Below are 12,108 nucleotides of genomic sequence, written 5' to 3' on the forward strand. Positions count from 1 at the left end.
TCAGGTCAGAAGTCCACCGTGCCCGAGAACTTCACCAGCCGTGGCTCGCCTTGGGTGAGGTAGCCGCCGTTGGCCGAGGCCCAGTAGTTCTTGTTGGTGAGGTTTTCCACGTTCACGCGCAGGGTCACGTCCTTCTGCGACACCTTGAAGCGGTAGCGGGCGCCGGCGTCATAGCGGTTCCAGGCCGGCAGCTTGAGGTTGTTGGCCTGGTCGGCGTACTGGGTGCCTGTGCGCATGGCGCGGGCATTGAGGGCCACGCCCGGCAGGCCGGGGACGTCCCAGTCGACGCTGGCGTTGAGCTGGAAGGTCGGGACGCCTACGGCATCGTTGCCGTCGGCAGCACCGTTTTTGGTGTCTTTCAGCTCGGAGGTCATGCGAGTGCCGCCGGCGATCACGCGCAGGCCTTCGATGGGTTCGCCGAACAGGCTGAGCTCGACACCTTTGTTGACCTGCATGCCGTTCTGCACGTAGATACGGCCGTCCGCGTAGCCATCGGTAGGGCGCTCGATGCGAAACGCGCTCAGGTCTGCGCCGAAGTTGCCCATGTCCAGTTTGATACCGGCTTCTACCTGTTTGGTGCGGCCCGGCGGGAAGGTGACGCCGGCATTGTCGATGTCGGCCCCCGAGGCCGTGGCGCCTTTGGCCAGGCCCTCTATGCGGTTGGCATACAGCGATAGCGTGTCGGTGGCCTTGTAGACCGCCCCGTAGACCGGGGTAGTGATCGATTTGTCGTAAAACGCATTGCGGCCCTGATTGGCGGAATTGCCGTTGTAATCGTAGCCCTCCACACGCAATTGCTGGCTGCGCAGGCCGTAGGTCAACAGCAGGCGGTCGTCGAACAGGCCGACGGTGTCGGCCACCGAAAACCCTCTGTTGCGCGTCTTGCCGGTGACGCCGGGGTCGCTCATGTCGCCGGCCTGTGTCGAAGTGGGCGTGGGCCTTGGCAGCACTGGAGTGCTGTAAATGTTGGTATTGCCACGGGTATAGAAGGTGTAGGCATTTTCCTGTTGCGCCCACAGCGTGGTGGCGCCCACCGCGATCTGATGGCTGACCGGCCCGGTTTGCACGCGGCCGTTGATGCCTGCTGCCAAGCTGGTGTTGTCTTCGTTGTGGCGAATATCGGAACCTGTGATGGTCGCCGCACCGCTGTTGCCCACCAGCACCGGTGTGCCGTAGAAGCCTGTTTCCCGCGTGTGCTTGGCCCCGCCGGCTACATACGCTGTCCAGTTCTCGCTCAGGTCCCACTCGCCGCGCATCATGCCGAAGGTGTCTTCGGTTTCCGTGAAGGTCCACGGCTGGCCGTAGTTGTGGTCGGCATCCGGCGCGGTCGGGATCGTCGTCGCGGTGCCCGGCCGCACACTATTGCGCAGGTGATTGACGCGCTGCTTCTGGTAGCCGAAATCAGTAGAGACGCGCATGCCGTCGCCCCGGTAATCCAGCCCGGCCACGAAGAGCTTGGTGCGCTGGTCCTGATCGTCGACCGCCGTTTCGCCCTCGCGCTGCGACAGGTTCAGCCGCGCGCCGAAGCGGTTGTCTTCCCCGAAGCGCTGGCCCAGGTCGAGGTGCTCGCCGATGCGGCCATCTGTGCTGATGTCCTGGGTGTAGCGGCGGGTGGGCGTGTCGCCGGCGCGCTTGGGCTGCAGGTTCACGCTGCCGCCCAGGCCCGTGCCGGTGGGGGAGGCACCATTGAGGAAGGCACTCGGGCCTTTGAACACCTCCACCCGCTCGATGGCATCGGTGGAGAGGATCTGCCGAGGCAACACGCCGTACAGGCCGTTGTAGGCGATGTCGTCACTGGCCAGCGGCAGGCCACGGATCACGAACACCTGCGACTGGTTGCCAAAGCCGAACGATTGGCGCACCGACGGGTCGTTGGCCAGCACATCGCCCACGTCCTCGGCCTGCTGGTCTTCGATCAGCTTGGCGGTGTAGCTGTTCATGGTGAAGGGCACGTCGTGCACGTCCTGATTGCCCAGCACCCCCATCTGCCCACCCCGGGCCACCTGGCCACCGCCGTAGGTTTCCGGCAAGGGGTTGGCCACCGGTTTAAGCGCCGTGCCGCTGATGTCGGTGGCATCCAGCTCGATCACCGAGTCGGCGGCATTGGCCATGAGGGAAAAGGAACAGCACAGCGCCAGCGCTGTGGGGCGGGAGGGGAATGCGAGAGCCATGGGTGTACCTGATAGCTGAGGGAAGGGGGCCGTGAGGCGGCCGGTCAGGCTATCAGGTGGAAATGCAAATTAATATTAATTAGGTTTTGTTTTGAGAGCTGTCTTGCTTTTCAGCGTTTTGCGCCATTGGCGGGGCAGCCTGTTCCCGGGCCGCCCCGCCCATTGGCTCAAGCCGCGTGATCAGCCTGCGTGGCCGTCGCCACCCCCAGCACCTCTATCGCATCATCGGTCGCCGCTGCGCTGGCGAAGCCGAAGTTCACATAGGACAGGCTGCCCGTCTGGTCGCCCGACAACGTGACCTGGAAGAACCTGCCCTGGCCATCACCCTGAAGGTCGCGTACGTAGGTGCGGTCCAGCTCGGCGTTGTAGTCGATCTTCAAGGTGCCGTTGAAGCCATTGCCGATACCGGTGTAGCCCAGGTCACGCACCTGGAGGCTGTCGGTGCCGTTGTCGAAGTCGGTGATCAGGTCCGAATAGCTTTTGTCGGCGGTGCGGTAGCTGTCTTCCACGCTGTGGTAAACGAAGGTGTCGCGGCCAGAGCCCCCGGTCAGGCGGTCGGCGCCAAGCCCGCCGGTGATGGAATCACCGTTGGCGCCGCCCATCACCACGTCGTTGCCAGCGCCTGCGTCGATGTACTGCGTGGCGTTAGAGCCGACGATGGTGTCGCTGCGTTCAGTGCCGGTGATGTACACCGGCTGGTTGCTGTAGGGGGTGACCTCATGCTCGGTGGCCGGTGCAGTGAAGCGGATGCTGTTCGGGCTCAGGTCCAGCAGGTGGTTGCCTTTGAGCGCAACCTGGAAATGATTGCCGGCGTCGTCCTGCTCCCGTGAGCTCAGGCGGGTCACGTCGTGGCTGCTGTCGTAGCTGACCGCAAGCGTCGTTCCGCGGCCGTCGCCCAGGCCGGTGAAGCCCAGCGCGCTCACATCGATCAGGTCGCCGTCCTCGGCGTTGAAATCCACGATCAGGTCACGGCCGTTGTCCTTGCCGGCAGCATCAACCTGGCTGTCGCTCAACCGGCTGTACACGAAGGTATCGGCACCCGCATCGCCCACCAGCCGGTCTGCCCCTTTGCCGCCTTCGAGGCGGTCACCGCTGCCACGGCCGTACAGCGCGTCGTTGCCATCGCCGCCCAGCAAGGTCTCGCGGCCTTGGGTGGTGCCATGGAGCGTGTCGTCGCTCGCCGTGCCCTGCACGATCGGCAGGAAGTTGGCATCGGTCAGGGTGCTGCGGTAATCGCCCTTGAGCATCAGCGCGAAATGCTGGCCTTGGGCATTGGCGTCGAAGTTCTCCAGGTACGTGAGGTTCTGGCCGGCGTCGTAGCGCAGCGCCACGGTGCCGTGGCGGCCATCGCCCAGCCCGGTGAGCCCGAGTGAGGTGAGGTCGAGGCTGTCATGGCGTACGTCGAAGTCGCCGATGGTGTCGGCCGATTGGCCGCTGGCACTGCGGTAGCTGTCGCCGATGGCCGTGAAGCGGAAGGTGTCGTCGCCCTTGCCGCCATTGAGCAGGTCGGCGCCGGCGCCACCGACCAAGGTGTCGTCGAGCACGCCACCGTACAGCGTGTCGTTGCCGGCACCGCCGTAGACCTCATGGTCGTAGGCACCTTCACCGCTGCTGATCCTGTCGTCGCCGGTCGAGCCATAGCTCACCTGGGTGTGAGTGTTGTCGAAGGCTGCGCTGGCGCCACCGAGCAACTGCGTAGCGGTTTCATAGGTGCTGCTGATGAGGTTGCCACCAACGATGTTGGCGTCGCTGCCGCCGCGTTCCTCCACGGCCTGGCCCTTGGTCGCCCCATTGGCGCCGTCGGTTTGCCCACCGAAGCGGTTGCCCTCGATACGGGTGCCGTGGCTGTCGGCCAGCACCAACTCGGCCGAGGCGGTGTGCTGCGCGTTGCCGCTGATGGAACTGGCGGTAATCTGCGTGCCCTCGGCGTTTTGCAGGCTCACACCGGCCCTGTCGTTGTCATCGGCGAGCAAATGGTCGAGTACCACGCCGGTGGCATTCTCCACGCGCACGCCGTCCCGGAAGTTGCCCGAGGCGCTGCTGGCGACCAGCGTCGGTGCGTTGCCCTGCGCATCGCCGCGCAGCACAAAACCGTTGCCGAAGTTGGACAGGCTCACGATCCCAGCAAGCTCCACAGCGCCGGTGACTTCCACGCCATTACCGCCATTGTCGCTGAAGCTGCTGTCGCTGATGCGGCTGTTCACCAGCCCTTCGGCGATCACGCCACCCCGCTGGCTGCCCAAAGAGTCGGCATTGCTCAAGGTCACCTCGCTGCCTTGCGCGCGCAGATCGAAGCCGATACCTGTGGTATTGGCGATGCTCACGTTATGCAGCGAGGCCTTTACTCCATCGCCCACCGCCCAGCCATTGACCACGCCGGTAGGAAGGCCAGCATCGATCCCGATGTTGAACGCCGACGTGTTGTCGCCGCTCAGGCGTACGATCGCGTCGATGTCGCCGGTGGTGTGATCGGTGTCCAGCCAGAAGCGCGTCTGGTAGGGGTCCTGCCCGGCCAGGGTGACGTCGGCCTTCACATCCAGCACCACGCCACCGCCCTGCTTGTTCAGCACGTAGTCGCCCGTGGGCACGTACACCGTACCGCCCCCCGCAGCCGCCGCCGCGTCGATGGCGGCCTGGATCGCCTGGGTATCGTCGGTGGCCCAATCGCCGACCGCGCCGTAGTCCTTCACGTTGAATATCTGTGCCATGGGTTGCTTCCAATGGATGGGAACGGAGGGTGCCTGCCAGCACGGGCCGAGGCCGGTGCTGGCATGGCGACAGTTCCCCTCTAGGGGCGACGACAGCGGGAAGGTCGCTGGGATATGGAGTGCGGGAGGGCGGAAAGTTCCGGGTGGGGTAGGGGGTATACGGCGGGCGGTTCAGTCTTCCTTCACGTTGAGCGTTTGAGTGTCGCCCTGACTTTTGAGAAAGCCCGCTTTGGGGAGCCGGAAGGAGTTGAAGCTGACGTGGGTGTCGCTGACGTTCAGGCGTTTGATCAGGTAGAACATGTCGTCGGATTCGGTGATGACGCAGCCTGTGCGGGTTTCGCCTTGGTAAAACAGCGTTTCCTCTGTGCAGTGCTTGATCACGCTGATAGCGGCGCGGCGGCCGGATTCTGACGGGTCTCGCAGGACGGCCTTCCAGACAGCGAACACTAACAGAGCAACGCAGACGAGAATCCCGGCCCACCTGAGGTCGAAATCGAGTTCTTTTACTCGCGCCCTGACGCGTGCCCGAATGCCTGTCACTTCAGAGGCTGAGTGCACTCTGCCAGGCTTCTCTAAAAGTCCCAGTAGCACCGTGATGCCTCCCAACAGGGCGGCTATCAGGAAAAACAACATAAAGGCGGTCCCCAAGCCGGCACCGCCGTAGGAGAGCAGCACCTGGGTGCTGAGGTTCAAGCGAGCGAGAGGGATATCGAGTGTGTTGTAGAACTTCTCAAGGTGGGCATAGCCATTGATTGTCAGCAGCCCGCCCGTGACGGCGATCGCCAGGGTGACATCGATGGCGAGCAGGCGGAAAAGTGCAGGCAACTTCCGGTGCCGCTGGGCGCTTTCGCGGGCGGCGCGTATGTGGTGTTCGGACATATTCAGGGCTTGTCCCAACATTTGGGAATGACTGCACAGGCGTTGTACTGCCGATCCATCGAAGCCATGCGCTCGAGATGCGCACCGGTGATGTCTCTGAACGATTGATTGGCAGTAAGCATGTAACGAAGGGTGCGCAGCTTCATACGCTCCAACCACTGGCTGCGCGCAGGCTCCGGAAGCTTGTCGCTGTTGGTGGCCAGGGCCTGGAGCGTGGTGTCGTCAGCACGGCTCAGCTCATCCCGAAAGCTTGCCAGGTATTGGGCGCGGGGCGCGTCGGCCTGATGGTTCAGCTCGTATTGCATCGTTTCCAGGTTCTTCCGGTACAGCGCCCAATAGGCTGGCGGCAGTTTGGAACCGTACTTGCCCTGCATTTCCGCGATCCGCGGGCCTATCGTGCTGCCGTCCAGGGCAGGCTTGCTATCAGGCTTGGCCACCGGATCGCGGCCGACCGCTTGCTCGATCCAGGCCTCACGCGCAGGCGTCGAAGCCAGTACAGGCCCCAATGGCTCCAGCTTGACCGGTTCGGATGGGGCACTTGCCGGCCCGGCGCAACCAGTGGCCAGCAGGGCGCAGAACAGAATCGAAAGAATGCGGGTAGGCAGGAGCATGTGTCGTCCATGAGCTAGGGTAAATGAAGGCGCAATGATATCACCGAGCTTGGCACACACCAATCACTCGCCCCGTTTGCAACGATGCCAAACAACGCCCCATTTCCAACCGTAGGAGAGCGGCTACGCCGCGCGACGCGACCCTCTCAACCTCATCACCCAACCTGCCACCCTCTATCAGCCCTATCGCCAAAAACAGCATGTTCGCGCACTTCAATTTGTGGGAGGCCGGCTGCGCCGGGCGACGAGGCCACCAAAGCCAACCACTTTTTCGACTTAGCGGCACCATCCCCAAGCCCCCAGCATTTCCACCAGGGTCAGTGTCTCTGTCATCTCAAGGTCAAGGATCGGCGCTGTCGAGGGTTCAATCCCGAGCAGCCGCCTGCATCTTCAACGCCGCCTCCAACTTGGCCCGCGCCATCTCAATAAGATGCACATGCACAGCCTCGAAGGCTTTGTCTCGCGACTCAACCCGTGGGAGGCCGGCTGTGCCGGGCGACGCGGTCACGAAAACCAACCACTTTTTTGCCCTGGCGGCGCCATCCCCAAGCCCCCCAGCATGTCCACCAGGGTCCGTGCCGGTGTCATCTCAAGCTCAAGGATCGGCGCTGTCGAGGGTTCAATTCCGAGCAGCCGCCTGTATCTTCAACGCCGCCTCCAACTTGGCCCGCGCCATCTCAATAAGATGCACATGCACAGCCTCGAAGGCTTTGTCTCGTGACTCAACCTGTGGGAGGCCGGCTGCGCCGGGCGACGCGGTCACGAAAGCCAACCACTTTCTGACCTGGCGGCACCATCCCCCTGCATTTGCAACGCTGCCTCCAACTTGGCCCGCGCCATCTTAATAAGATGCACATGCACAGCCTCGAAGGCTTTGTCTCGTGACTCAACCTGTGGGAGGCCGGCTGCGCCGGGCGACGCGGTCACGAAAGCCAACCACTTTCTGACCTGGCGGCACCATCCCCAAGCCCCCAGCATTTCTACCAGAGTCAGTGCCGGTGTCATCTCAAGCTCAAGGATCAGCGCTGTCGAGGGTTCAATTCCGAGCAGGCGCCTGCATTTGCAACGCCATATCCAACTTGGTACGGGCCATGTCAATCAGATGCACCACCGCGAAGGCATGATCGCGCCGGCTGCCTTGCTGATCGTCAGCGCTTTCATACGCCGTGGCGCGGGCGCAGCGCAGGAGTTCATCGGCGTCGGTGAGGAGTTGTTCGAGGGTGAGCGGTGGTGCGTTCAAGGTCATGGCGCGGCTCCCAGAGTTGTGGAGTTGCCAGAGGCCTTCCTACGGGCTTTGGGTGGCAACTGTACGCGGGGTAGGAATACCGGAACTCTAGGCAACCGGCCACGCGTGAGCGTGCCCGCGCACAGCTGCCATAACGCACTGCGGCAAGCGGAGACCGCTGGCAGTGACGGATGGTTGGCACGTGCGCGCCTAGTTTTGTTCCGGGTTCCTACGCCCAGGCCACTGGATTGACAGTGGCGGCGGTAAGGGTAGCGGGGGTTGGGGGAGGGGGCAATCGTTCTCTGTGGTTCAACCAGAACGTGGGGGGCGTTCAGTCGCTGCTGCTGCCCATGAAGACCCATCTTTGGTCGGGGGTGTGGATGTCGAAGGCGAAGTCCCAGAAGACAGGGTAGGCCGGGTGGCCTTTGTCGAGCCAGAAAGACGTGATGGAGGTGGCGTGAGCAAGATTGACGCGTTCGAGCAGGATTTCTATAAGGGCAAGGATCTCTGAGCGCTTCGTTGGTAGGTCGATAGGGCCGGATCCGCTGTCACCTGGGTGAAGCAGAGCGTCTGTGATCTCGATTCGGGCTTCGTCGAGGGTTACGGGAAAGCTGTTCCCAATGACAACGCTAGGCTCTGTACGTAATTGGCAGAAACTCAGCCAAACCCACACCGCAGAGCAGTTGCCGTAGAGTCTCCCGCCATCCAGGGAAAGGAATCCTCTAATGGCCAGTCGGTACGATATTTCGGATGAAGCTTGGGATTTGGTAGCGGATCTTTTCACAGGTCCGCAGCGCAAAGGTCGCCCCCGTCGTGATGATCGGCAGATGCTCAATGGCATCCTGTGGGTACTCTGTTCGGGAGCACCATGGCGCGACATGCCGGAGGATTTCGGGCCCTGGTCAAGCGTCTATCAGCGCTTTCGCGATTGGCGAAACCAACGTGTCTTCAGCCAGATGCTCAAACGGCTGCAACTGAAGCTCAACGAAAAAGGCCGGATCGATCTGAAGACCTGGATGATCGATTCAACCGCCATACGTGCCTCCCGCTCGGCCTCCGGCGCGGGTAAAAAAGGGGGCCTGACGAACCCGCCGATCATGCTCTAGGCCGCAGCCGCGGAGGCTTCACCACCAAGATTCATATGCTGTGCGACGCTAACGGCATTCCTCTTCGCTTTCTGCTCTCCGGTGGCAACGCAAGCGACATCAACTACGCCCAACCCCTCCTGGACGGCGCCCATCTTCCGACTGTACGTGGCCGGCCACGCAAGCGCTGCAGATGGCTACTAGCAGACAAAGGTTATGACGCCGAGGCGCTGCGCCAATACTGCGACCGCTATCGAATGCAGCCCGTCATTCCCCTTCGGATGATGAAGCGCAAGCCGAAACCGGGCTTGCCTCGCCTGTTCGACAAGCCCAAATACGCGCAGCGGAACATCATTGAGCGGATGTTCGGCTGGCTCAAAGACAACCGCAGAATTGGTACGCGCTATGACAAGCTGGCAGAGAGCTTTGCCGCTATGGTTTCGCTGGCGTGCTCGTTGCGGTGTTTAAAACAGTTGGTTTCGTACAGAGCCTAGTGGTAAAGAGCTCGGACAGCTGGACGTCAAGCGAGCGGTTCAGGTCGAGAGGGCCGTAGATGTTGATCCAGACGTCGTAGTTGAAGCCGTATAGAAGGTGTTCGAGTTGGAGGATTTCGGGTAGGCGGTTGTCGTGGGTGATGCGCATTTGGGGGCCTTTGAGTCAGATTCAGAGCATAACGTAATCATGATCGTTTCAACGACGGAGAAAAGCTTAATGCGGCTGCAGCCGGCCAAAGGCGGCCATCCGTGAGCGGTATATCTCGACACATTGCTGCCGTTCACCGAGGACACCTATCGGCCAAAGACAAACTTTCTCAAGAGGGCCGCCTCCCATTTGGACAGAAAGCAGCTAGAGGGGAGTGTTCAAAGAGGTAAGAGAACTGCGAAAATTCACATCGTGCGAAAAGCGGGGATATTGGAATTGTATTTTTCTTTGTCTTTTTCTTTGGCATGAAGATATCCAGTAATTCCGCCATCTTGGGAGACCTTAACTCCTAGACCTAATTTTCCGAGCTCGATTGCCGCCGCTGTTCTGCCACCACTAGTGCTGCCCCCAGGTAGCTTCAATATTGCACCAACAGCGAGAATTTTTCCGGTATGGTCCATAACCGTTGACCCATCGATCGCGACCAATTCCTGCCTTAACGCACGCGGGAGTTCGTGGAATAGTCGGCCACCGATAATTCTTTGGATCGTGGCGGCCTTATCTGAGTTAGTTGGCTCAAGTCTATCACCTGTATTTACTAACTCAGTCCAACTCTGACTAGCTCGATGACGTACAACCCCTATGCAGGCACCCGTGCGGGCAAACGATGCATCCAATAAAGTCTCATAGATCGCTAACCGCACATTTGGGTTCTTGGGAACCGACATCTGGCTGACAACCGGATCATGAGTCAAAAAATGCCAAGTTCCACTTCGCCTTGCGAATAGCAACTGCCCATGAATAAATATAAGGACTTCACCTAGACGATTTAGCACTAATGCAATTCTGCCTACGGCACCATTTGTCCATTCCGCTATAGCTCTATGCCTCCAAGGAGAGATTTTTTCGGTAGCTGGAGGAAGGTCAAGCACGTGATGTTTAACGAACTCTAGATCTTGGTTGAACTCAATAAGGGTGTCAATACCATTGGAAAGCACTGCACCAAAGTCACTACTTCCAATGCTTTGCAATGTGATACTGGAGGGGTTCTGGGTATCTGGTGAAATTCCAATTGCGCTGCAGATGGGAGCCCCTTCATAAAGTCTCGACGCCCAAAGGGATATCTGATCTATCGCCGACAAAATAATTTTATATCTTCCTTCAGGTGCGATTGCCTTTGCAATCACTCGCCTCTGAAATGTCGAGAGGAATTCATCTTTGAGATCCTGCGTGAGTATGCTTTCCATGCTACTCAGGCAGTCAACGAAAGCCTGGATTAGATTAAATTCCCCAGCCGGACTGGTCGCAGGTGAAAAGCTCTGGTCGCGCCTGATATGCAGCCGGTATCCGTCATTTTTATTAACCTTAAAGCCAATGGTTTGTTGATTTACTACAAAGGCAACAGTTTTTTCACTAGTGCTGGATTTCCCCACTTGTGGATCAAGTCTAGCGCCTGAAAAAAATGGTAGCAAATAGCGCTCAGAAATTTCTCGAAGCAGTGGCTCATCCATGATTTATTATCCCTCTATTTATTAGCTCGTAAGATCCAGTGATAGCAAGGTTGAGGCGAGATTGTGCCAATCAAAAACATATGGATTATGGAGTTTCATCATCACCAAAAATTTTTTACTAGTGGCGTCAGGACTGGCAGGCACGCTCGTGTAAGTCTAAAAGGATAGCTTAACATTTAAAATCTATTTTTCCAGCCCTGAGCGAAATTTATACATTGACACATGACGTAATTTTGTATTATGTGAGTTTAACAGCGTATGCTTCACGGGCATCCTACAGATTCAGGGATAGGATGTGCATTCTAAGCCAGCCAATGGAAGATTTTTGAAATGCTAGAAACAGGACAGGCAGCATCCGCCCCCCTTCGGATTTTGTCGCTAGATGGTGGCGGCGCCAAAGGGTTCTATACTTTAGGGGTGCTAAAAGAAATTGAGGCCATGGTAGGGGGTGAGCTGCATAAGAAGTTCGATATCGTGTTCGGCACGAGCACAGGCGCCATCATTGCGGCGCTAATTGCACTCGGTTACAACATCGACTCAATTCTGGGCATGTATCGAAAACATGTTCCGGCAGTGATGTCGCAAAAAACGGCGTCGGCCAAATCGGCGGAATTGAAGAAGCTGGCAAACGAAATTTTCGGTAATGCCACATTCAGCGATGTGAAAACTGGAGTCGGGATTGTCACAGCCAAGTGGATGACTGAGCGTCCAATGATTTTCAAAGGCAGTGTTTTGCAGGCACACGGACGAAAGAATACGTTCGTTCCTGGTTTTGGCGTAAACATTGCTGATGCGGTGAAAGCTTCGTGCTCTGCCTACCCCTTTTTGAGCGCACTACAGTTAGAACCTCGAGTGGTGAGGACATCGAACTTCTCGATGGCGGCTATTGCGCGAACAATCCAACTCTTTACGCAATCGCAGATGCTGTACAGGCCCTCAAATACGAGCGTCAGAACATCCGAGTTGTGAGCATTGGAGTAGGTGTTTATCCAGAGCCAAAGCCGGGGCTAAAAATGTGGCTAGCTAAGAAATATCTAGTTAGCGTGCAGTTGCTACAGAAAACCTTGGAAATTAACACTCAGTCGATGGATCAATTGCGCCAGATTCTTTTCCACGATGTCCCGACCATTCGGATTAGTGACTGCTACACCGCACCTGAAATGGCCACCGACCTTCTGGAGCATGATCTCAGTAAACTGGGGATGCTGTTCCAGCGTGGCCGAGAGTCATTTGCTTCACGAGAAGAGCAACTTCACGATTATTTGGTTTAGCCAGG

9 protein-coding genes are annotated in these 12,108 nt (G+C 58.9%); 3 read left to right on the plus strand and 6 right to left on the minus strand.

The window, feature by feature from the left end; all coding sequences use genetic code 11:
• Positions 1–5: 5 nt before the first annotated feature.
• The 5 genes from LN139_RS04070 to LN139_RS04095 all read right to left on the minus strand — a co-directional run bounded on the left by LN139_RS04070 (position 6) and on the right by LN139_RS04095 (position 7,615).
• Positions 6–2,171: a TonB-dependent receptor gene (locus LN139_RS04070; protein WP_236358877.1), complete on the minus strand. Its 2,166-nt coding sequence runs from the start codon at positions 2,169–2,171 to the stop codon at positions 6–8.
• A 167-nt stretch (positions 2,172–2,338) separates the two neighbouring features.
• On the minus strand, positions 2,339–4,879 hold the full coding sequence (locus tag LN139_RS24695) for a M10 family metallopeptidase C-terminal domain-containing protein (protein WP_268944816.1): 2,541 nt from the start codon (positions 4,877–4,879) through the stop codon (positions 2,339–2,341).
• A 171-nt stretch (positions 4,880–5,050) separates the two neighbouring features.
• Positions 5,051–5,758 (minus strand): hypothetical protein, encoded by a 708-nt coding sequence (locus tag LN139_RS04085; protein ID WP_236358879.1) that lies wholly within the window; start codon positions 5,756–5,758, stop codon positions 5,051–5,053.
• 2 nt (positions 5,759–5,760) lie between these two features.
• The gene (locus tag LN139_RS04090; protein ID WP_236358881.1) at positions 5,761–6,369 is read right to left on the minus strand and encodes a hypothetical protein; all 609 of its coding nucleotides are present in this window, start codon (positions 6,367–6,369) and stop codon (positions 5,761–5,763) included.
• 1,036 nt (positions 6,370–7,405) lie between these two features.
• A complete protein-coding gene (locus tag LN139_RS04095) occupies positions 7,406–7,615 on the minus strand; it encodes a DUF6124 family protein (RefSeq protein WP_236358883.1) in 210 nt (69 codons plus the stop codon).
• 704 nt (positions 7,616–8,319) lie between these two features.
• Here LN139_RS04095 and LN139_RS04100 point away from each other — a divergent pair.
• Positions 8,320–9,173, plus strand: a protein-coding gene (locus LN139_RS04100; RefSeq protein ID WP_442964345.1) for an IS5 family transposase whose coding sequence is annotated in 2 segments (ribosomal slippage) — positions 8,320–8,661 and positions 8,664–9,173 — 852 coding nt in all. Because the reading frame shifts where the segments join, the coding sequence is not laid out codon by codon here.
• A 393-nt stretch (positions 9,174–9,566) separates the two neighbouring features.
• On the opposite strand, the gene LN139_RS04105 is transcribed toward LN139_RS04100, so the two are convergent.
• Positions 9,567–10,832: a hypothetical protein gene (locus tag LN139_RS04105; RefSeq protein WP_236358885.1), complete on the minus strand. Its 1,266-nt coding sequence runs from the start codon at positions 10,830–10,832 to the stop codon at positions 9,567–9,569.
• 330 nt (positions 10,833–11,162) lie between these two features.
• On the opposite strand from LN139_RS04105, the gene LN139_RS04110 reads away from it, so the two are divergent.
• Entirely contained in the window at positions 11,163–11,801 is a 639-nt protein-coding gene (locus LN139_RS04110) for a patatin-like phospholipase family protein (RefSeq protein WP_236358887.1), read from the plus strand.
• A complete protein-coding gene (locus LN139_RS04115) occupies positions 11,798–12,103 on the plus strand; it encodes a hypothetical protein (protein WP_236358889.1) in 306 nt (101 codons plus the stop codon). Before LN139_RS04110 ends, LN139_RS04115 begins: the two co-directional genes overlap by 4 nt.
• The last annotated feature ends 5 nt before the right edge of the window (positions 12,104–12,108 follow it).

Source organism: Pseudomonas sp. KNUC1026 (assembly GCF_021650705.1).
Taxonomy (GTDB): domain Bacteria; phylum Pseudomonadota; class Gammaproteobacteria; order Pseudomonadales; family Pseudomonadaceae; genus Aquipseudomonas.